The organism is Yersinia sp. 2545 StPb PI (genome assembly GCF_052217125.1).
Lineage (GTDB): Bacteria > Pseudomonadota > Gammaproteobacteria > Enterobacterales > Enterobacteriaceae > Yersinia > Yersinia enterocolitica_E.
In genome coordinates this window covers 1,063,259-1,085,254 of sequence record NZ_JAZGPY010000001.1, presented here as the reverse complement: position 1 = coordinate 1,085,254, position 21,996 = coordinate 1,063,259, and the positions used below count along the sequence as shown (strand labels likewise).

Below are 21,996 nucleotides of genomic sequence, written 5' to 3'. Positions count from 1 at the left end.
CGGTTAGCGGTCCGAAGAGGCCTGCCATAAATTAAGCTGACCCTCGGCCACATGCTGATCAATCTCACGTAACTCTTCAGCGCTGAAACTCAGGTTAGTCAGGGCTGCACAGTTTTCCTCCAACTGCTCTGGGCGGCTGGCACCGATCAATACCGAGGTCACACGATTATCTTTCAATAACCAGCTCAATGCCATTTGTGCCAATGATTGCCCACGTTGTTGAGCTAATGCATTCAGTGCCTTGATACTGCGCAGATTGGCGGCTGATAACATATTTTCCTTCAACGAGCCGCCCGCTTCTTTTTTCATTCGAGAATCATCGGGAATGCCATTGAGGTATTTCCCCGTCAACAGCCCTTGAGCCAATGGGGTAAAAGCAATACAACCCACCCCCTGTTGCTCCAGCGTATCTAACAAATGAGTCTGCTCAACCCAACGATTCAAAATATTGTAGGAAGGTTGATGAATAAGCAGCGGAACCTTCCATTGCTGCAATAGCTCGACCATTGTGGCGGTACGCTCAGAAGAATATGAAGAAATCCCCACATAGAGTGCCTTGCCACTTTGTACCGCCTGAGCCAGTGCCGAGGCGGTTTCTTCCATTGGCGTATTTTCATCTACACGGTGCGAATAGAAGATATCAACATAGTCCAGCCCCATACGCTGTAAGCTTTGATCCAGGCTGGCAAGCAGATATTTGCGCGAGCTGCCCGCACCATACGGGCCAGGCCACATGTTATAACCGGCTTTGGTCGAGATTATCAGCTCATCACGGTAAGGCTTAAAATCGTCGTGCAGCAATTTACCAAAATTTTGCTCGGCAGAGCCAGGAGGTGGGCCATAGTTGTTGGCCAAATCAAAATGAGTAATCCCTAGGTCAAAGGCTTTGCGCAATAATGTACGTTGCGATTCTAATGTATTGTTAAAACTGAAGTTATGCCACAGCCCAAGCGATAACGCCGGAAGCTGTAAGCCACTTTTTCCACAAAAACGATATTGCATTTGGTTATATCGGGAAGGGTCTGCTTGGTAGGGCATGATGGCTCCTGTCTCTGCTTATCGGATTTCTGAAACGGCATTTCTATTTTAACGCTATCCTTTGTCCCTGCAAGTGATACCCCCCACGCAATCGGTATAAAGTGCTATCGTTGGCAGCAATAGCAATATAGTTTCACTAGGGAACAATACAGAAGATGAACTATATTAACTTCCGGTTATCTTCTTCACCGATCTTCATTTTATTTATATTAGTTCCGCGGATTAAACTCGAATAAAACATAATACTTAAGGCCGATAACTCGCCATATTCGAACGATCACGTAATTTATTTATACTACAATTATTCTTATTCTGACGAATTACCATTGAGGGGTTTGTTATGACTGCAATAGATGTAATGTGGGTTGGATTTGGTGGCGGTATCGGATCACTTTTACGTTGGTGGATAGGGCTGAGGGTTGGCAAAATATATCAAGGTAATTTTCCCCTAGGTACTTTTTTGATTAATATTTCTGGTGCCTTTGTTATTGGATATTTGAGTATTCTCTTTAGTGTTGACTGGCGTGATCGCTATGGCGACTTAATCAATGCAGCGGTACTAACCGGTATTCTTGGCGGTTATACCACCTTTAGTAGCATGCAATTGGATGCAGCAAAACTGGCCACTGCTCGTGGTAGAGCAATGGCTGCTGGATATTTAATTATTTCTGTCATCGTCGGTCTGGCAGCAGCGGCATTGGGTGCCTGGTTGGCTTATTAATCAGAGGGAAATGTTATGCTAAATCTTATTATTTTAGTCTTTGTTGGTGGTGCTTTTGGTGCCATGTGTCGCGAGTTTATTATGTTATCCGTGCCGCGACTAGCCGACGGCTTCCCAATGGATATTTTTGTCGCCAACATTATTGCAGCATTTTTATTAGGGCTGACTACCTCTTTATTTAAAAAAGATAAAATTAACCAATATGTGCATTTGATGGTCGCAACCGGGATCATGGGTGGTCTTTCAACCTTTTCCAGTTTTGTCTTTGGTGCGGTCGAAATGATGAAGAACCCTACAGGAATTTTAGTCTCAATCTGTTATTTGGTCGCCAGCCTGATCATAGGCTTCATCGCTGTTGAATTAGGTTTGATGATTGGCCCTAAAGAAAAACCAAAAGACCCACATGCAGCTACCCAATAAAATACTCTCCAACAATAAAACACCCTCAATGCTGAGGGTGTTTTTGTGTACTACTGCAGATTAAGCTCGCCAGATCAATCTAACTTCTGACAGTTACCAAAGAACATCTCCGTAATAAGATCGTTATTAATGGTATCTCCATTCAGAGTCCTAACCAGTAGTTCACTGCCAAGCAACGGCAATGAGAACACCATATCAGGATTTACCCGTTTAACTTTTTTCATATTCTGGCTTTCATTCACTAATGCCAGCGTCTTGGTGGACTCACCCGCAATTTCTTTGGCAGCTAAAATGGTAAAGGTATTATCAGCATCACTGTTACATAAGGCGATAATATATTTTGCTTTAGCCGCACCTGCCAGTTGCAATGTCGCAACCGATGATGGGTCGCCCTCGATAATATCTGCATCGGAAGGAAATTCATGCTGGCTACCGACGGCGCAAACCACAGTAACCTCATCACCCCGGTCACGTAGACCATTATAGACATTCAGTGCCAGGGAGTTGGTACCGACAATAATAAAATGATTTTTACGTTCCACGTGAGAAATCCTACCTTTAACTATACGTTTGATATTATTACTGATCATCGGTCCGGCAATAGAAGAAATTGAAGCAGCAAAGACCGTTATACCGGAAATAATCACCGTAAGAGTAAACATCCGTGCCAGCGTAGAGTGAGGAATAATATCCCCGAATCCCACTGTCGACATACAAACGATCGCAAAATAGAAAGCCGTAGGTAAATCGGTAACGGCCGGAGCAAACTCATCCCCCATATAGAGCGTACCGAGCATGCTATAGACGATCAATGATGCAATACTGACGACCGCAAAGAAGGTACCGCTGCCGAGGCTGTGATAATCAAAATCGCGCCAATAAAAAAGCAAGGCAACAATAATCACAAGAGAATAAGTCGTCAGCGTATTATGATCTTTAAGAATAAAGAGATTGATAGCAACGATAGTAAACAGCAATAACACGGTGAAAAACCATGCAATGCGGGTTCTCATCGAAAGTGCGATTGCCATCAATATCAATACCAGACCGATCATAAATCGAGGAATTTCAAATAATTCAAGAAAACTTAATGCCTCCTTCCATGTACTGAAATTGTTTACAGCATCGGTTGAATGAGATATCGCCCGCAACAGCACTGGGCTTAAGACCAGATATCCATTTATTGCCACCAGAATAGCGAGGCAAAGTGGTATCGAAACTTTAGACTTAATTTCCTGTAATATTTTCATCAATAGAGTGACTAAAATTGTTATAGGTGAATTAAGTATAGATAAAAAATGAGAAAAATCATGGTTAAGTAGAATTATTTTTGATGAAAATCAAATAATAGTTGTATTTAATCGTGGGTTATTTGCCCTCATTTGTAGCTGCCTAATATTCACGGAGTGTAATTAAAATAAAGTAGTAAAATAACATTCATTACCATTCCTAGATAGATTACATCTATAATATATAAAGCCCACTTTACACATTGTAAAGTTATCCATACTGGATGACCAATTATATAATACGTTTAATTAATGGCGTTAATGCCATTAATATATAATAATACAGCAGCACTCAGGAATAGAACATTATCCTGAGTCGCCATAGCTGAGTGATATACATCACCCTTAGTTTAACTTTGTAAATATTCAATGATATTTGACAAATAAATAAGGAAATAAGCATGTCCTTCAAATCACTTCGTAATATTGCATTGACTGGTTTACTGCTTTCCGCTGCCGCAACAACCTTTGCAGCAACATCTACAACCACTAAAGCAACGGGCACGACCCCGAGTGATATGACCTGCAAAGAATTCCTCGATCTGAATCCTAAGTCATTTACTCCGGTTGTGTATTGGGTATTGAATGATGATACTCAATATAAGAAAGGCGATTATGTTGATCTGCAAGAAACTGATACTGTCGTGACACCGAAGGTAGTTGAAGTATGTAAGAAAGCACCTGAAAGTAAACTTTCTGAAATTAAACAGGATATTGTAGGTTTCGCTAAGAAACATATGTAACTTGTAGGTGCGCAACGTTAAACACAGAGTCGCGAAGTAAATAAGGCGCTAATTAACTTTAAATGTTTAATTAGCGCCTTATTTTTGTGATAAATGTAAAGTTAACGACTAACACTCAACTTATCATAACCTCGCACATAATAATTAACAGCCGAAATTATCCAGCATAATATAAACATGCCTATTATCCAGTAACCAATCTCGCCTAAATTCTCACTAATATTATTAATCGGCGTCCAGACTCCTCCGGTTAAATTCATTTTGTCTGCAATCAATCCTAACGCTTCAATCCCACCGATAAAGAAAGCAATAATAACCGACGCTGCCGTAATGGTAATATTATAATACAATTTTCGCACCGGTTTAGAGAAGGCCCAACCATAGGCACCAATCATGACAAAATTATCGAGTGAGTCGATCAATGCCATACCCGCTGCAAATAAAATTGGGAATACCATAATGGACCACAAGTTCATGCCATGAGTAGCACTGGCGGCAGAAATCCCTAACACCCCCACCTCGGTCGCCGTATCAAAACCCAAGCCAAATAAAAACCCCACCGGATACATGTGCCAACTTTTATTGACCATATTAAATACGCGTCTGAAAACTCTGGCCAGCAGCCCCCCATTGTTGACGACTAAAAGATCCAGTTCTTCTTCTTGATAAACATGGCCCGCTTTGACTTGTTTAAATTTTTTATACACTGAAAGCAAGATAGTTAAATTGAGAAAAGCGAATAGTAATAAAAATACCGATGACACCAGCGTACCAATCAACCCACCGGTTTCATGAAACCACGCCATATCATCTTTAAATGCCATAGCCGTCGCGGCAATAGCCAGCGAGGCTAATATCACAATAGTAGAGTGGCCGAGCGAGAAAAAAGTCCCGACAGCAATCGGCGTTTTACCTTGTTGCATAAGCTTGCGAGTAACATTATCGATAGCCGCAATATGATCCGCGTCAACAGCATGGCGCAGGCCAAAACTGTATGCCAGAAAAGCCATCCCCATCAGTACCGCATTATCATTAAATTCGGTAAAAGCCCAAACCCAAGCTAACCCATTAACTACCAGCAAACCGATAAGCAGATAGATGGCGTGGCGTTTGGTTTGCTGATTACCAAACGCCACTCTTTTTTCTGTCACTGTCGTCATGTTCGCACTCCAGATTATTTTCAGCCGTATAGCGATCAAATGTTCAGAGCAAAACGTCCAGAGCGGAATAGTTATTGTCGATGTGCTGGCATCACATCTTTATTCGGAACCAAGAACAGCCATGAAGCTAAAACAAACGGCATGGTCAGTGTTGGAATACCAATCGGTAACAATAAGGTATTCAGCGCCCCCTGAACCAACACGGTAAATATAACCCCCACAATGGTGTAAGCCAGCACACGCCAACTGGGTTTATTAAAGGTCGAGCCCAGAGCTATCGCGGTCAATACCGCACTGAAAGCATAAAGCCCGGCGTTAATATCATGGGGATTAGCATCTAGAAAAGCGGCGGTGAGGATGGCTAATATCGCACCACAAATGGCAAAAATAGCCGCCCACAAAGATTCCACCGCCAATCCGATAACAAATAGAATCCCTCCGACCAGGCTACTGAATAAGAATACCTGAGAAATACCGTTAAACATGCTGACAAAAGTATTGCCGCCACCAAAGATGCTCCCGGATTCCAATATAAATTGATGTGGCAAAGCCGGTGTGGGTAATGCGCTACTGTGCAAACCGCTAAAGGCGTAACTTGCCAGCAGAATCATCCAAGTGGTGAACACGAAGGGTGCAGTTAATGCCGCGACTTTCCAGGTTTTTAAAATATCGGCAATACACACGGTGGCGATTACCGACACGATACTGCCTAGCACAATGCAAGCCCATACCACCGGAGTTGCCATTAAAAATGTCGGGAGAGCCGCGCCAACCAAGCACCCATTATAGCCATACAACCCTGCACGCCATGATTTACGGTCACGCATGGTTAAACCGGTAAGCGTGGCAACCACCGTACCTAACACACAGCCATAGGCAACAGCCGGGTTACCTTCACCATAAGCACCGACAAATATGGCGATAAAAAAGAATAGCCCGGTGAGTGGATTATTCTGGAACATTACCTGAGCACAGCCACGCAGAGTTGTATCAATAAATTCAATAAAAACATTCGAAGCGGCCAGTTGTGTCCAGCCAGATTGGTTATCTGTTTTTGCATTCATTATCTTTACCCTTCTTACTTGAAGCTGCAGCGGTGTTAGCTGCTCTCGTTACTCGCCCATCCTTGGGCCTCGCCTCCATAATGTTGATTACCCAGCCTGAGTATTAGCGCCACAAAAACTGCTCCGGCAGCGTGATACCAAGAATCTCCTCACGAGCTATCTTCCAGAACTGGCGAATCTCCGCCTTCACTCCGCCGCTGTCGATACCCAGTGCTTTAAACACTAAACCACAGTCATTAGGTAAGCGTGTTGCCCCACTGGCGATACCGGCTTTAATGTCAAAATGGGCCGCCACCCGAGCCAGAATGCGGTCATGATGCTCTTTCGGGGTTAATAAAATCACGTTGCCGAAAGCATCAAATGTTTGCATTACACCAACAGCATCAAGACTCTCTGACTTCGGCTCCAGAACATATTTCTCAACAAATAGCTCTTTTCCTGCCAAATCATGGGCCGCCACTTTCGACGAATACACATCAAAGCCGAACCGTTCTTCGGCATGATGGTATTTACGCCCTGACATCAGTATTTCTGAATAAATTGCGCTTGCCGTCGGATGAATATTAATAGTGGTATCAGTAATAAAACGTGAATTACGATGTGGGATCAGCGGGTCCGGCATAAACTCCAGATAGCCTCCCTCTTCCACGGTGAAATTCTGTATCTGCGAGGCATAGTTCGCATTCATCATATGAACTTTGGTGGCCGACTGTGTGGTAACATGCGCGCAAGCTCCAGCCTCCACATGTATATCAGTTGCCAGCCGGTCCCCTTGTAAAATACACCCCGAGGTCGAAATCATGGTGACGCAAGGTAATTCAGGCATTTCTTCATCCCAGTACAGTGCTTTTTGTACCATCGACGGCACCCGTCTTTCCATTTCGGCCAAAATACTGCGATGCTCACGTTTGGCAAATCTCAGTTTGAGATAACCACTTTTCCCTACGGCCCCGCTACGCATCTGCACCGGTTCATCCTGATATCTCGCTAATTCCGGCGCGTTAACACCTAATGCGTGAGCGCGAACCCGTGAAGGTGTCTCCACGATATTCTGGCTCTGCGATGTCATGCATTTGCTCCTTCAGGCTGTACGTGAGTAAACAGAAAATCACGCATAATCATATCCACCAGCTCTTCAATCCCCTGACCGGTTTTACAGTTAGTCAAAATATAAGGGCGCGTACCACGCACCACTTTGGTATCACTTTCCATCACATCCAAACTAGCGCCGACATAGGGGGCAAGATCAATCTTATTGATGACCAGAATGTCTGCCTGAACCAGTCCAGGGCCATTTTTGCGCGGAATTTTTTCCCCTTCAGCCACATCGATAACATAGATATAGAAGTCAGCCAGTGCCGGGCTGAAAGTCAGTGTCAGGTTGTCACCACCACTTTCAATCATAATCAGGTCACTGTCCGGGAAACGCTCTTCCATCTCTTCTACTGCGGCAATATTCATGCTTGGGTCTTCACGTACCGCGGTATGCGGGCAGGCACCAGTTTCAACCCCAAGGATTTTCTCTTCATCCAAAATGCCTTTCAGGGTACGTTTCACCTGCTTGGCATCTTCTGTTGTCACAATGTCATTAGTAATAATCAGTGGCTTAATCCCGCGTTTAATCAGAATCGGGGTGATCACTTCGATGATGGCGGTTTTACCTGAACCTACCGGGCCACCAATACCAATGCGGGTAATCTTTTTGCGTTTATCGGTTGAATGGCTATTCACGGGGTAATCCTCTTAATTTTGATCTGGCTTTAGCTCTGCACTCGGTTAATACAAAACCAAGCACTCAGAATACAATTTATTAATCAGTTAGTTACTAAATAATCTGACGTGTGCTTTCACATGCACCGCCGCCAATACATCCACAATCGGCACATAAGAAGACATCTGGTCAATATCACCTATCTCGGCAATATCACAGAACGTCTCAATGTCATGGTTCAACTCAAACAAGATGCGCTGGGTGTCGAAATGGGTCACGCGCATCAAACGCATAGCCGCACTTAATATCGTCATCGCTACACCGTATTGATGCATAACCACCACTTCCCGCTGCCTTATCCCTTGTGCAGCCATAACTACCGCCTGAGTCACCGGATAGGTGCCTGCGGTATTGCCACTTTTTATCTGCCCCAGCCACCAACTGATCAGCGGGTGCTCCACCACATGGATAGACATCTCCGCCAATTTTTTCCCCATTCGGGTTGCCATCAAGCGGCTTTCTTCATTTAACTTACGATTATTTACTGCCCAGTCAGCACGGATGATGCCATCACTATCATCCGCCATTACGGCCCGATGGGCCGCGACAACCCCCATACCATCACAGCTCGCTGCCTGCTTTAACGCCGTCAGGACAAAGCCTTTTAATGTGGGCACGTCATGAACCACGCCGGTTTGAATGGCTGATTCCACACCATTGGAAAACGTAAAGGCCCCGACCGGCAGTACGGAATCACCAAATTGCATGATACGAATCAGATCTGATGCATTCATTGCGGTGCCTCCCTGCCTCAATCAGTGTTTATGGTCGCTATCATGATCACCATGACTGTGGTCGTGGTCGTGGCTATGGCTATGACCTTCACCATGAGAGTGAATACTGTGAATATGTAAGCCAGAGCCATGGGGTTCATCCAGAGGGCTGGCAACATGAACATGGGTATCAGTGTCTTCAGCGCCACCAAACAACAGCCGTGCTTCAGAGTTGGTCAGCAATGGCAGAATCTCTGCCCCTTTAACAAAACGGAAAGGTAAGTGCTGGAAGCCATGTGTTCGCATGACCGAGTCCATCATGGTGGTAGCAACCGTTAGAGGTACGTACACCTCATTATTTTTAGTCACCGCTTTCCAATGCTGATTACCCAATGCGTGGCCCAGTTCGAAGCAGGTTTTAATCAACTCATCCGCTGAACGGTTTTTCAGTTCACTCAAATCAATCACCATCACATCGCGCAAATGGATCTGCACCACTACTGCTACGTTGCTTTCTTCATCCCATGTCAGCACATCACCATCAGCAAGTACCACGTTCCTGTCGAGAGAAATACCGAGATCCAACCCCTGCATGGTGGATTTACGGCAGCGGCTTTTTTGCGCTTCCCGTTGATCCAAAACCAACAGATCAACAGTGGCATTTTTAAGTTTCGCCTGCCAAACCGGATCCTTTTTCACATTGCCAAGAATGTGCTCTATCAAAATCATGTTGTTGACTCCTTGCCTGTGTCAGATTGCCCACAGTAATGAAATCCTTTTCTGTATCATTCATCCAAACGCGCCCCCTCCTTGGCACTAAATAATACTTACTGTGGGCAAGCTGAATTCTGAAGTAACGGATTAGCGTCCAAACTTCCTATTAACCAAAGAAATAGCGCTGGTTCATTGATGCTGTTTCGATAGGTTCACAGGTGGCATGTACGCCATCCACTTTCACCGCAAAGGTTTCAGGGTCCACTTCAATATTGGGGGTTTGATCATTACGCACCAGATCATGTTTAGAGATGGTACGGCAGTTTTTAACCGCCATAACCTGACGTTCCAGCCCAGCTTTCTCTTTCACGCCATCGTCGAGAGCGGCTTGGGAAACAAAGGTGACGCAAGTGTCTTGCAGGGTTTTGCCCATCGCACCAAACATTGGGCGATAGAATACCGGTTGTGGCGTTGGTAATGATGCGTTCGGGTCACCCATCGCCGCCCAGTTGATCATGCCACCTTTGATAACCATTTTAGGTTTAGCTCCGAAGAAGCGCGGATCCCACAGTACCAGGTCGGCCATTTTACCTACTTCGACTGAGCCGATAACATGGCTAACACCCTGTGCAATTGCGGGGTTAATAGTGATTTTTGCCACATAACGTAGTACACGGAAGTTATCGTTATTCGGTGCATCTTCTGGTAATTTCCCGCGTGATGCTTTCATCGCGTTAGCGGTTTGCATTACACGTAGCCAGTTTTCCCCGACGCGCCCCATGGCTTGCGAGTCACTAGAAAACATGGAGATAACACCCATATCGTGCAGAACGTTTTCTGCTGCGATGGTTTCCGGACGCACACGGCTTTCAGCAAATGAGACGTCAGCTGGCACATTTGGATTGAGGTTATGACATACCATGATCATGTCGAACAACTCAGCCTGACTGTTGACACCGTATGGTAGAGTTGGGTTGGTTGAGCTTGGCAACACGTTAGGTTGGCTGGCCACGCGGATAATATCGGGTGCATGCCCCCCACCCGCACCTTCAGTATGGAAGGTGTGAATAGTGCGGCCTTCGAATGCATCAATGGTATCTTCCACATAGCCACATTCGTTCAAACTGTCGGTATGTACCGAAACCTGAATATCCATCTCATCTGCCATGCGCAATGAGTGGCGCAGGGCATTGGCGGTCGCACCCCAGTCTTCATGGACTTTATAGCCAACCACACCAGCAATGGCTTGTTCCAGCAGTGGACCACGTCCGTAGGAGTTACCTTTACCCAGAATACCCACGTTGACAGGCAGACCTTCGATAGAACGTAACATCTGGCGAATATTCCATGGCCCCGGCGTCACAGTTGTCCCGTTGGTACCATCGGTTGGGCCAATCCCGCCACCAAAGAAGGTTGCCACACCGTTGGACAGCGCATGATAGGCCTGCTGTGGGGAGATTAAATGAATATGACTATCAATACCGGCAGCGGTCAGAATCAAGTGCTCACCTGAAATGGCATCAGTACTGACACCGACCACCATTCCTGGTGTCACCCCATCCATCACACCTGGGTTACCACTTTTACCGATACCGGCAATTTTGCCATCGCGAATACCGACGTCAGCCTTAATTACCCCTAAACGAGCATCAACAATTGTGACGTTGGTTATCACTAAATCCAGCACACCATTATCGCGGGTCAGATGGTTATTCGCCCCCATCCCGTCACGCAATGACTTGCCACCACCGTAAACGGACTCCTCACCATATCCACGCAGGTCTTTTTCGATTTCGATAAACAGATTGGTGTCACCCAAACGGATTTTATCGCCAGTCGTTGGGCCAAATAGACCCGCGTATTCTTGCCGAGAAATTTGAGGCATCTGTCGCTCCTTTCTTTTTCCGGTACGTGTAACTATAGAGTTAATTACACATATATAGCTGATTACACGTATGTGAATTTCTATATTATAAAGGTGTCATTTAGACGATTTGAAACCACGCTCAGCCGCACGACGGATAGCCTCTAGCTTATCTGGGCGTTCGCTATTAGGCACCACGCCTTCGCCGGTCCAACCATCCACCAGATTGTTAAAGCCATACAGTGTTTGCTTGCCACCGAAAGGGATCAGCGGAACTTCGGTTTCATCACCGGGTTCAAAACGAATTGCGGTGGTTGAGGAGATATTGAGTCTCTTGCCATAAGCCGCAGCACGGTCGAACTCCAGTGCACGGTTAACTTCGAAGAAGTGGAAATGCGACCCCACTTGAATGGGTCGGTCACCGGTATTGAGAACTTTAACTTTGGTTACTGGCTTATTTTCATTAAAGGTGATCGGTGTATCAGCTAAAATACAGCCCCCGAGAGGGGTATTCTGTTCTGCATTATCTTTAGTGCTTTTCTTTGCGCTCATGCTTTAATCCTCTGCAATAATCAGTTCAGGTTTTACTCGCATGCTGCCATCGGTGTTATTTAATAGGATCGTGCACCGTGACCAACCGGCTACCGTCAGTAAAAATTGCCTCAACCTGAACATTCGGAATCAGATCAGCTACCCCGTCCATTACATCATCTTTAGTGAGAACTTTGCTGGCTTCTTTCATGACATCTTCTACCGATTTGCCATCTCTGGCCCCTTCCATTGCAGTCACGGTGATGATAGAAACGGCTTCGGGATAATTGAGTTTCAAGCCACGCGCTTTGCGTTTGAACGCCACATCAGACAGCGTGTAGATCATGAGTTTTTCAACTTCTCTTGGGGTGAGCTGCATAAGCCCTCCTGTATGGTGTTAAGAAAGTGAAAGTGAGAAAAACAACCTACTAGCTCTATAACTGCTAGCCCTCTAATTTGCCTTGTCAGTAAAGGGTTATCTCTTGTTATTACTGATAAAATAGGCTTTTGATGCCAGTTAATTAGTATATTTCAGAATTTAAGCGCATCCTCCTGCATATCTTGTTAGATTCTTCATTTGAGTTCTGATTTTGCGTTTTAACCACCCTCAATATGCTGCCCGACATTTGCGCTGCAACTTAAAATATCGAAAGAACGACTGCCGCCCGTTATACAGCAAGATATTACAATCGTGTATAAAGGTGTTATCCCGCTGGATTGATTTGTATGATGAATTTTTGATGGGTATTTTTTACCGCTTTTAGTTATGCCAATCAATAGGTGAATGGCATCCGCTAATATTTTTTTACTAAAACAGAAAAGGATTACTGCATTTATCCACAGTAAACAACAAACGGATGAATCGATTAAACGTTTGCTTCCCATAGCTAACCAATCCCTTATTCAGCGCTCAGTTTCGGTATGTTCTTTTTGTAGCATAGATAATTATAAATCAATATGTTGCTATAAAAAAAACACCTCTAACCAATATAGACCAAAAACTGGAAAATTCATCATTAATTACCAACTTGATAAAAAACACTGTAGCGATGAGGGTAGGGTAATTAAATGTAATTGAAAATCAATTAGTTAGGTGTAAAATGATGCGGGTTTATATTCATCACAAATAAAGAACACCAGAACTCCCACCAAGAATAGATGTTAAGTCGGCATGCTGAGACAGAAACAAAATCACACAAACCCTAAGGGGTGTTAGCCTGATAAGAATACGTTAAAATACTAATCACTGTGTATAGAATATCCACCTACTTCAAGTTAATATTGAACGCTATCTCAATTTATTTATGTAAAGTTATCTTACCGTGATGTTAATTATCATCTCCACTGTATAACCCCGCGTTTTTATCATTATTTAAACAGAACATGATCCTAATCAATAATTCTATTTTCACTTGGAAATAAAACATCTCATACATTGAGTGACTATCACTCTAGATAATTATTTAATCGATTACATTTTAATTTACCGTTATTAACTCATCCTGTTTTTATCAATGCCAAACCAATTTGAGGCTTAACCACTGGTTTTTGATAAAGAGGGATTTTACTTTCACGCTCTGGTATCCATATACGTGAACACACCTTTTCCAATAAGGATTTATTGTGGCTGAAAACAATGAGCCCCAATGGGCGGTGTGCCGCTTCGTCTAATAAAACGCGCCAAATTTGTGCCTGAACATGTGCATCCAGTTGTGCCGTTACTTCATCGGCAATCAAGTATCGGGTGCGCGGATCCAGTGCCCGCAATAGTGCGATACGCGCCAACTCGCCCCCCGACAATTCATCAGGCCGGCGCTTCAACCAATCAGGATTAACGGCCATCCGCTCAAGCCAATGTGCTGCGGGTCGCCAGGCATCATGCAAGCTCTCCCCCGTAGTCCGGTAAGGATTGAAACTTTGTTCTGGATGCTGTGGCACTAACTGAATAGGACAATAACCTTTTTTTGCCAGTGGCGCGCCACCGAGCAAAATCTGGCCGGAAGTGGCTGACTGCCATTGTGCTAATACCCGGCCAAGGGTCGTTTTACCAAAACCACTGGGAGCCGAAATACCTAAGCGCTCTCCGGCTGTTAGAGAAAATGAGATGCTATCCCACAACAGTTTGCCACCTTGAACCACCGTCAGATTATCGACACTAAACATATTCGCCCACCTCCGACAAGGCTATGTGCTGACTGACAAATTGTTGCTCCGGTAGCGCCGCCCATAGTGACTGTAGCCAGGGGCTACCACCGTTATTCTTCAATTCTTCAGCACTCAGCGTCTCATGTAGCTTACCCTGATGTAACACCGCAATCTTATCGGCAAAACGTGCCGCCAATGCCAGATCATGAGTTACCCATAAAATGCCCCGCCCTTGTTGGCAAAAAGCCCGCAGGTGAGTCAGTAACTGGCAGGCATGCTCATCATCGAGCCACGAGGTCACTTCATCAGCCAAAATATAGCGGGCATTGGTCAGGGTGGCACAACTGGTCAGCACCCGTTTTGCCATGCCGCCAGAGAGTTGGCGAGGGAAGTCATGCACCAACCCTGGCGCAAGATTGTAGGTTTGCAGTTGCATTGCCACATCTTCTAGCCGCAGTTTTACACCACTAAGCTGCGCGGCGCGGGTCATTTGTGAGCCGACTTTAATTAATGGATTTAGCGCACTGACCCCTTGAGGGACGTAACATAACGTTTTTCCGCGCCGTTCAATTTTGTCTTGGGCGCACAACACCTCACCATCAAGGATAATCTCGCCATGACAACGCATATTGTCTGGCAATAAACCCAATGCACTTTGTAACAACAGACTTTTGCCTTCACCGCTACCGCCAACTAACGCCACCAGTTCCCCCGGATTCACCTCCAAAGAAATATTACTCAGCAGAGGATGCCAGGTTTTTCGCCCCAGCCAGCGGTAATGAGCAACATCAATAGCAAATTTTGCAAATTTCAACATCAGGTTATCCTCACCCAGAGTTGTTGCAGCGACCGGGCAAACTGGTCAAATACTAATACCAATCCCACCAAAATCAGGCCAGGGAAAAAAGCCAGCCACCATGCCCCACTGCTCAGGTAACGCAGTGCATCCGCTAATAAGATCCCCAACGACGGCTCATGAGGTGACAGCCCAAACCCAAGAAAACTGAGCGCTGCGCTGTGTAACACCGCATGGGGAAACATCAACAGTGTGCCAACAATCCATTGTGGCAGTAATAACGGTAGCAGATGATGACGCCAACGGTAAAAATTACTGTTACCCAACCGATGAGACAACATCACATAATCAGTCTCGCGAATACGTAAGATTTCTGCGCGTAAAATCAGGGCAAGCTTTGGCCAATGGGTGAGGGCTACCGCCAGAATAACGCCTTGTTTCCCGCCCCCCAAAGTGAAGCAGATCAGCACCAATAACAGCAAGTGGGGCAATGCCAACATACTGTCAATTAATCCGCGAATGATATAATCCAGCGTTTTATTGATAGCACACAAACTGGCAGTGAGCATCGCCAGCAGCCCACTGGCAAAAGCAGCAATCAGGCCAATTTGTAAACTGGTTGTCATGCCCTGAAAACAGCGCAACCACAAGTCGCGCCCCAGACTATCAGTACCAAACCAATAAGCCGGTGATGGCGGCTGGCGGCGCGCCATCAGATCCATCGGAACTTCAATGGGATAAATAACCCAGCCATAAACAATTAAAATGAGTAATAGCGCCAATGAAACGAACAGCCGAAACAACGCCCGGTTTGGGTTATAAGTCATAATTGCCGCGCAGCTCCCCTATTTAAGCGGTGTAACAGTGCGTTGGCAACGCTGTTACCGCAAAAGACCAATATGGCGCAAAACATGACGATCCCCATCAGTAACGGAATATCGCCGTGAAGCCCGGCATCAATAGTGGCTTGCCCTAAGCCGGGATAGGCAAAAACTTTCTCCGCTAATAGCGAGCCACCCAGTAATTCCCCCACAGAGGCAAATTGCAGACAAAGCGCTGGCGTAATGGCATGGCGTAAAATATGGAAGTGAACCAATGACCAGCCCTTATCTCCCTGAGCACGTGCATAGCGGATAAACTCGCTATTCATCACCTCAGCAACCCTGGCGCGGGTATGCAACGCAATATTGCCAACCCCCAATAATCCCAAGGCCAGCATCGGCAGAATGAGATGACGCAGTTTGTCGCTCCAACTGGCTGTTTCAGCATTGCTTCCAGGTGCCCATGCACAGCAAATCGGCGCCCAATTCAGCTTCACCGCAAATAATGACAGCAACAATAAACCAATCCAGAAAGTGGGTAGCGAAGCTAATAAATATGACAGGGTTGAGATCAAACGATCAGGCCAGCGATTAAGATAACGCCCCGCAGTCAGCCCCAGCAGTAGCCCAACAATGCCGGAGAATAGCCATGCCGAAAGCAGTAACGCAAACGAGGTGGCAAAACGTTCACCAATGACCTGTGAGACCGGCGCGTTATACAGCATGGAGTAACCCAAATCACCTTGCAAAACCTGAGTAAACCAATGCAGAAAACGCTGCCACAAAGGCAGATCCAACCCCCACCGCGCCGCAATCAGCGGATATTGTTCCGGTGGAACATGCAGCAGCTCACTGCCAATATAGGCGCGTATTGGGTCTACCGGGGAAAAACTCAGCAGCGTAAAAGTGCCTACTGCGGTGATTAGCAGCAGGCAAATTAAACGCAGAGTAAATAGCGAGACCCCCTTCATTACTGACAGGTCCATTTCCAGCTATCCAGGCTATTAAGCAGTGACCAGGAACCATGGATTTCCGGTGCCCCCTTACCTAAATCAACGCAATCATTAGCCAGGTAAGTATGCTGAATATTCAATAACCACGCCCACGCCGCATCACCGCGAATACCGGCACCGGTCGTTCCATCCCAATCAACCTGTTGCCAAAATGGCACTGCTTGTTCCCAGGTTGGCGCATCCAGTGCCTGTTGCAGATGTTTATCAACTACCGGATTCTGGTAGTAGCCTGGATTATAATATTCAACACCGGCAGCTTTACTGCTGTAGTGATGGTACAGCTCCATGGGATCAAGGCTACCCCAGCCAAACAACGTGGGGTTAGCATGCATATTACGTTCAACGGTTTCCCAGCTACCGGATTTCAAATCAACATCAATACCAATAGGTTTCAGCATCGAACGCAACGCCTGGGCTAAATCGCGGCGCGTAGTATCACCGCTGGTATACCAAAGCGTGATTTTGGCCGGCACCCCACTTTTTTCTCGAATACCCTCACTGTTCAGCGCCCAACCGGCCTGTTCTAATATCTGTTTGGCTTTTTCGCTATCACCATCTTTAATGGCCGAATCTGGGTTATTCCATGGCAGCCCCTGTACACCTGTATAGGCAGGAATAGCATGACCCTCCATAATTTGGTCGGCCAGGAGTTGGCGGTTAATGGCATAGTTAATGGCACGGCGGATAGCAACATCAGCCGTTACATCATTACCAATCGGATAACCCTGAGCATCTTTCTTACCCGCCGGAGTGGTCGGGAACACGATGCCACGGTTTTCTACACTTGGCCGCACCCATAACTTCATGTTATTGACCGGACCTGCCGCCATCGATGGTGGAATGCGGACGACCCCTAACTGCCCACTTTGCGCCGCGGCAAAGGCACTGTCTTCATCAAGAAAAACAAAAATCAGTTTATCGAAATCATTCTTATTACCGGCATAATGAGGATTGGCTTCCACGATCATTTGCTGACCAGGTTGGAAGCTCACCAAACGGTACGGGCCAGCACCAATAGGGTTTTGTGCATAGGTTTTGGCATTATATTTATCAGCAGAAACGATCCCCAGCGATCCCAACACATTTACAAAAGTACTTTGTGGCGCTTTCAATTGGATTCGAATATTGAGGGGATCGATTTCTTCGGCGCGGAGGAAATTACCCATATCGACTTTACCGCCACTGGCAGCAGCATTGTTATAGGTAAACACCACATCTTTGGCCGTCAGAGGAGATCCATCAGAGAATTTGAGGCCCGGCTTGAGCGTCAGAGTCCAGGTTTTACCGTCGTTGCTGGTTTTATACTGGCTCAGCAGAAAATTATTCCAGCTAAGATCTTCATTTTGTTTTAGCAACGGGCTATGCAATAGCAGATAACTGCCATGACTCCAGCCTAGCATTGGGTCAAAGCCTTCGGTGGGTTCATCACCGATAGCCAGTTGCAGTGTATGTGTTGCGGCACTAACGGGAACAGAAAAAACACTGAGTAGGGCGGCTGTGAGTAAGGTAGTTCGGAGCCATAGACGTTTAGACATGAATCATCCTTTGATAAATTAGCCAGTGAATATAGGGCATTGCCTGTCAGGCAAAGATTCAACAAATAATTAAGCGTAGCACTAAACATTAATATGGGTAATAGATGTCTTTTTTAGTATTAAAGACCAATTTCACAACTTTAGTTAGAACTTAACAGCATTCAACTAACAAAAATCAGGTTTAGATGAGGTAAATCAAAAAAAACAAGACAGATCTAAAATTGATTATAAATAAAATTGATCTACATCTATAAAAACGACAAAGATAGTAAATGAAATAGTCGATATATTCCTTATAATATCGCCTTGCAACAAGATTCGCCGATTAGTACCCACAAACCAAGAGATATAGCCTATTAATTCATGGCCGCGTTATTTTCAATCAAGAAGATTAATTATCGAGCCATTGGTGCAATTTTTATTTTTCCGTCAAGCATCGGAACACTGCGAGGATATTAAGATAAGTTCCAATCGGGAATTATTACCCATTGAGGGAAATCTATCATAATAATGAGAGAAAGAGAGTGATTGAGTAGACATTCTTTCGCACCAGAATAATTTTTCTGACACAGATTATCCCTCACAGCCCTTTACACGCCCACCCACCTTGAAGGTAAAATACTTGAATATCTGGGTATACATATCGATGGACATATCACAGACCTTGTCACGATCAACATCGGGTGTAGCTGGATTTTCGGACACCTGTAAATCATTTCATGCACGAAGCCGCTCTGTCGCCAGTTCGGATTAATATACTGGTAATAAATAATGCTCCCAATCCCAATTAGAATAATACCCGCAGAATAGCACCCATATTATTACATTTATTTCTGTTACGTAATGCCGTTGCGATATCTGACAAAACCACACCGATACCTGGATATCATAACCTCCATCTAATTCACCGCTAAATCCTTTATGCGATAAATATTAAAGTAATGAAACTATACTACTTACACGTATATTAAAATTCACAATATGTAGTAGCTATTCTAGCGAACACACAAATTTACAGTGAATACTTAACCATTAGGCTGGTAGGTCATCTCGTAAAAATAAGCGCTAAACGGCAACTCATACAAAACTTGAGTACTCTCCAAAAGCGAAGGGAGGATTTTTGGCTCGCAGCGTGAATAGTCTTCTGTAGGATATTGGCGCTGACAGTATCCCCGAGGGCTATCGATAAAATCCATCTTAGGAATGCGTTTAAGCACTAAAACTTTCCCTTCACTGTTCCCCATTTGAGGTTCAATAAAAAAGAAGCTGAGCTGAGATATGAGCGCCGTAATGCTAATAGCCACTACGACTATCCACAGATAAATAGAACGCATACAGAATTCCTGCAATGAGTAAACACGATTACTCTATCAGCTAACCTATAATGAACGCCAAGAATAATAGCAGTGGTTGTCCATCGCAGGAGAAAAAGCACTTTTATATTCAAATATTGCAGCCACAGCTCACTGGATCCCTGGGTTTATCTATGTCCGTGATTTTCGTGTGCAGCGGTAACCCCTCATCACGCCAGCCGGTGACACCTCCTATCATCTCTTTAACCGCATAGCCAAGTTTGCTCAAATTAACGGCGGCGCGGTGAACACCGTTGCAGTGGGGACCAGCACAGTAAATCACAAATAATGTCTCTGGCGGATAGAGTGAAAGCAAAGTGGTATCCATTAATCGATGAGGAATATTGATAGCTCCCGGTAGGTGTAGCGTGGCAAACGCCGCCTCACTACGCACATCTACCAACACAAAATCTACATTACCTTGCTGCTGGCTGGTATAGACATCTGAGCAATCAGTTTCAAATGCTAAACGCTGGGAAAAGTACTGTAATGCGCGTTCTGCACAAGCCGCTGGGATCTGACTGACTAAACTGCTCATATGATTTCTCCATTCAATATTATGAAGCATCACTTTATGAAATGGCATTAGCCGATTACAGTGGCAGAAATGACAATAAACCACTGAGATACGCCAATGAATATTTCAACTGCATCAATATCTGCCAACAGACCAACGGAGGAGCCGGGATTAGTGGTGACGCTGGCTTACGACGGATTGTGCCTATTTGAGTTTGGTATTGCGCAGGAAATATTTGGTTTAGCTCGCCCTGAATTTGATTTTCCCTGGTACCGGCACCAAGTGGTCGGTGTAGAACAACACATCACTACGGCCAATGGCAGCCTACATATTCAAGTTGATACCGATTTGTCCCTACTGGAACAGGCTAAAACCATTGTGATACCCGGTTGGCGCAGCCCTGACGCTCTCCCTCCAACAGCACTTACCGAGGCTTTGCAGCAAGCAGTTGCACGTGGTGCACGCATTATATCCATCTGTTCTGGCGTTTTTGTACTGGCGGCTGCGGGGTTATTACAGGGGAAAAGCGCCACAACTCACTGGCGCTATACCGATTATCTGGCACAACACTATCCTGACATTCATGTCGATGCCAATGTGTTGTATGTAGATGAGGGGCAAATTATCACCTCTGCGGGTAGCAGTGCCGGTATTGATGCCTGCTTACATCTGATTACCCGTGATTTTGGGGCTAAAATCGCCAATCAGGTAGCACAGCGGTTAGTCATGGCTCCCCAGCGACGAGGCGGGCAACAGCAATTTATTCCGCTGCCGCTTGCCAAAGAAACGCATCGGGATATGGCAAAAATGATGCAGCAAGTGCGCGGGCAACTGGCCCAAAATTGGAGTGTCAGCCAAATGGCCGCCGAATTGGCGCTCAGTGACAGGACATTTTTACGGCATTTTTCTGCCGCCACGGGCCAATCACCCAAAATATGGTTACAGCACGAGAGAATGCACAAAGCGAAAGAATTACTAGAAAGGGATCAGATGAGTATTGCGAGGATTGCCGAATATTGCGGATTTCAGACCATTGAAGGTTTTAGAAATGCATTTCGCCAAAAAGTAGGGATCACACCTGCGGTGTATCGGCGGCAGTTTAAATATAACTAAGGGGAATATTCCAGAGTAATGAATCAATATCGACGATTTTAGAAAACTAAAAACCCCGCCGTGGCGAGGTTTTTAGGTTGTTGGTTAATCTTATTTAAGAGATAAGAATAATATTATTGAGGATATTATTGTCTGCTCCGGCTTAGGCCATCATCGCTATCGCAACTTTCCAACAATATTTTTTACCAACAATACGTTTACCAAAAAAAATCTGACCTGAGCCAGATTTAATTACAGCTAAACGTGATAGATAGCAGTGTAAATTACAGTGCTACTACGTTTACAGCTGAAGGGCCTTTCTGGCCTTGCTCGATGCTGAACTCTACGTTCTGGCCTTCATCAAGAGTTTTGTAATCAGTGCCCTGGATTGCAGAGAAATGTACGAATACATCTTTGCTACCGTCAGCAGGAGAAATAAAACCAAAACCTTTACCAGCGTCAAACCATTTTACTAAACCAGTCATTTTATTAGACATAGAGATATTTCCTTCATTATTTGTGCCAAAACGTGGCAATTGTGGTCTGCTGATCAAGAGTTACTTATGGGGGCACTAAAGAAGGAAATTCGTCGGAGAAGTGATGTCTAAAAAATATCGCTTTAACTAGGAACTGCTTTACTTAAATGGCTTACATAAATAGGTCTGTGCTACAAACCGATGAAGCTATTAACGCATGC

General features: G+C 45.1%; 24 protein-coding genes. 4 read left to right on the top strand and 20 right to left on the bottom strand.

The genetic code is table 11. The features are described 5' to 3' along the window. Positions 1-3: 3 nt before the first annotated feature. Positions 4-1,038: an L-glyceraldehyde 3-phosphate reductase gene (mgrA, locus tag V1955_RS04800; RefSeq protein WP_083163077.1), complete on the bottom strand. Its 1,035-nt coding sequence runs from the start codon at positions 1,036-1,038 to the stop codon at positions 4-6. Between the two features lie 340 nt (positions 1,039-1,378). Here mgrA and V1955_RS04795 point away from each other — a divergent pair, with 340 nt between their 5' ends. Together V1955_RS04795 and crcB are read left to right on the top strand one after the other, a co-directional pair. Further along, positions 1,379-1,759, top strand: coding sequence for a fluoride efflux transporter FluC (locus V1955_RS04795; RefSeq protein WP_372559711.1), 381 nt, complete (start codon positions 1,379-1,381; stop codon positions 1,757-1,759). A gap of 15 nt (positions 1,760-1,774) precedes the next feature. Further along, positions 1,775-2,179, top strand: a complete 405-nt coding sequence (gene crcB, locus V1955_RS04790) for a fluoride efflux transporter CrcB (RefSeq protein WP_420073649.1) — start codon at positions 1,775-1,777, stop codon at positions 2,177-2,179. 74 nt (positions 2,180-2,253) lie between these two features. Here the strand turns inward: crcB and kch are convergent, their stop codons facing one another. Beyond that, on the bottom strand, positions 2,254-3,429 hold the full coding sequence (gene kch, locus V1955_RS04785) for a voltage-gated potassium channel protein (RefSeq protein WP_083163071.1): 1,176 nt from the start codon (positions 3,427-3,429) through the stop codon (positions 2,254-2,256). Between the two features lie 440 nt (positions 3,430-3,869). Here kch and hdeB point away from each other — a divergent pair, with 440 nt between their 5' ends. Continuing rightward, positions 3,870-4,211: an acid-activated periplasmic chaperone HdeB gene (hdeB, locus tag V1955_RS04780; protein ID WP_083163069.1), complete on the top strand. Its 342-nt coding sequence runs from the start codon at positions 3,870-3,872 to the stop codon at positions 4,209-4,211. A gap of 101 nt (positions 4,212-4,312) precedes the next feature. Here the strand turns inward: hdeB and V1955_RS04775 are convergent, their stop codons facing one another. From V1955_RS04775 to V1955_RS04695, 17 genes are all read right to left on the bottom strand, one after another. Further along, a complete protein-coding gene (locus tag V1955_RS04775; protein ID WP_083163067.1) occupies positions 4,313-5,371 on the bottom strand; it encodes a HoxN/HupN/NixA family nickel/cobalt transporter in 1,059 nt (352 codons plus the stop codon). 71 nt (positions 5,372-5,442) lie between these two features. Continuing rightward, the gene (yut, locus tag V1955_RS04770; RefSeq protein WP_083163065.1) at positions 5,443-6,435 is read right to left on the bottom strand and encodes an urea transporter; all 993 of its coding nucleotides are present in this window, start codon (positions 6,433-6,435) and stop codon (positions 5,443-5,445) included. 103 nt (positions 6,436-6,538) lie between these two features. Then, a complete protein-coding gene (locus V1955_RS04765; RefSeq protein WP_442820587.1) occupies positions 6,539-7,504 on the bottom strand; it encodes an urease accessory protein UreD in 966 nt (321 codons plus the stop codon). After that, on the bottom strand, positions 7,501-8,166 hold the full coding sequence (gene ureG / locus V1955_RS04760; protein ID WP_005188826.1) for an urease accessory protein UreG: 666 nt from the start codon (positions 8,164-8,166) through the stop codon (positions 7,501-7,503). Before ureG ends, V1955_RS04765 begins: the two co-directional genes overlap by 4 nt. An 87-nt stretch (positions 8,167-8,253) precedes the next feature. Continuing rightward, positions 8,254-8,940: an urease accessory protein UreF gene (locus V1955_RS04755; RefSeq protein WP_083163061.1), complete on the bottom strand. Its 687-nt coding sequence runs from the start codon at positions 8,938-8,940 to the stop codon at positions 8,254-8,256. A gap of 21 nt (positions 8,941-8,961) precedes the next feature. Continuing rightward, positions 8,962-9,648, bottom strand: a complete 687-nt coding sequence (gene ureE / locus V1955_RS04750) for an urease accessory protein UreE (protein WP_083163059.1) — start codon at positions 9,646-9,648, stop codon at positions 8,962-8,964. 151 nt (positions 9,649-9,799) lie between these two features. Beyond that, positions 9,800-11,518, bottom strand: coding sequence for an urease subunit alpha (locus tag V1955_RS04745; protein ID WP_083163057.1), 1,719 nt, complete (start codon positions 11,516-11,518; stop codon positions 9,800-9,802). A 96-nt stretch (positions 11,519-11,614) separates the two neighbouring features. After that, the gene (locus V1955_RS04740) at positions 11,615-12,049 is read right to left on the bottom strand and encodes an urease subunit beta (RefSeq protein ID WP_442820586.1); all 435 of its coding nucleotides are present in this window, start codon (positions 12,047-12,049) and stop codon (positions 11,615-11,617) included. A 55-nt stretch (positions 12,050-12,104) separates the two neighbouring features. Further along, positions 12,105-12,407, bottom strand: coding sequence for an urease subunit gamma (locus V1955_RS04735; RefSeq protein ID WP_002215288.1), 303 nt, complete (start codon positions 12,405-12,407; stop codon positions 12,105-12,107). Between the two features lie 218 nt (positions 12,408-12,625). Next, positions 12,626-12,913 carry a hypothetical protein gene (locus V1955_RS04730; RefSeq protein ID WP_227746584.1) on the bottom strand — a complete coding sequence of 96 codons (288 nt, stop codon included), beginning with the start codon at positions 12,911-12,913 and terminating at the stop codon, positions 12,626-12,628. A 612-nt stretch (positions 12,914-13,525) separates the two neighbouring features. Then, positions 13,526-14,191: an ATP-binding cassette domain-containing protein gene (locus V1955_RS04725; RefSeq protein WP_083163053.1), complete on the bottom strand. Its 666-nt coding sequence runs from the start codon at positions 14,189-14,191 to the stop codon at positions 13,526-13,528. Then, entirely contained in the window at positions 14,184-14,990 is an 807-nt protein-coding gene (locus V1955_RS04720) for an ATP-binding cassette domain-containing protein (protein WP_083163051.1), read from the bottom strand. The genes V1955_RS04725 and V1955_RS04720 overlap by 8 nt, the downstream gene beginning before the upstream one ends. Further along, positions 14,990-15,796 carry an ABC transporter permease gene (locus V1955_RS04715; RefSeq protein ID WP_372559718.1) on the bottom strand — a complete coding sequence of 269 codons (807 nt, stop codon included), beginning with the start codon at positions 15,794-15,796 and terminating at the stop codon, positions 14,990-14,992. The genes V1955_RS04720 and V1955_RS04715 overlap by 1 nt, the downstream gene beginning before the upstream one ends. Next, positions 15,793-16,761 carry an ABC transporter permease gene (locus V1955_RS04710; protein WP_083163047.1) on the bottom strand — a complete coding sequence of 323 codons (969 nt, stop codon included), beginning with the start codon at positions 16,759-16,761 and terminating at the stop codon, positions 15,793-15,795. Before V1955_RS04710 ends, V1955_RS04715 begins: the two co-directional genes overlap by 4 nt. Further along, positions 16,761-18,338, bottom strand: a complete 1,578-nt coding sequence (locus tag V1955_RS04705; protein ID WP_372569512.1) for an ABC transporter substrate-binding protein — start codon at positions 18,336-18,338, stop codon at positions 16,761-16,763. The genes V1955_RS04710 and V1955_RS04705 overlap by 1 nt, the downstream gene beginning before the upstream one ends. A gap of 1,025 nt (positions 18,339-19,363) precedes the next feature. Beyond that, entirely contained in the window at positions 19,364-19,672 is a 309-nt protein-coding gene (locus tag V1955_RS04700; RefSeq protein WP_083163043.1) for a DNA-directed RNA polymerase subunit beta, read from the bottom strand. Between the two features lie 109 nt (positions 19,673-19,781). After that, positions 19,782-20,228 carry a rhodanese-like domain-containing protein gene (locus tag V1955_RS04695; RefSeq protein WP_083163041.1) on the bottom strand — a complete coding sequence of 149 codons (447 nt, stop codon included), beginning with the start codon at positions 20,226-20,228 and terminating at the stop codon, positions 19,782-19,784. A gap of 96 nt (positions 20,229-20,324) precedes the next feature. Here V1955_RS04695 and ftrA point away from each other — a divergent pair, with 96 nt between their 5' ends. Beyond that, the gene (ftrA, locus tag V1955_RS04690; protein WP_372569513.1) at positions 20,325-21,320 is read left to right on the top strand and encodes a transcriptional regulator FtrA; all 996 of its coding nucleotides are present in this window, start codon (positions 20,325-20,327) and stop codon (positions 21,318-21,320) included. 263 nt (positions 21,321-21,583) lie between these two features. On the opposite strand, the gene cspE is transcribed toward ftrA, so the two are convergent. Continuing rightward, positions 21,584-21,796 carry a transcription antiterminator/RNA stability regulator CspE gene (cspE, locus tag V1955_RS04685; protein ID WP_005275958.1) on the bottom strand — a complete coding sequence of 71 codons (213 nt, stop codon included), beginning with the start codon at positions 21,794-21,796 and terminating at the stop codon, positions 21,584-21,586. Between the last annotated feature and the right edge of the window lie 200 nt (positions 21,797-21,996).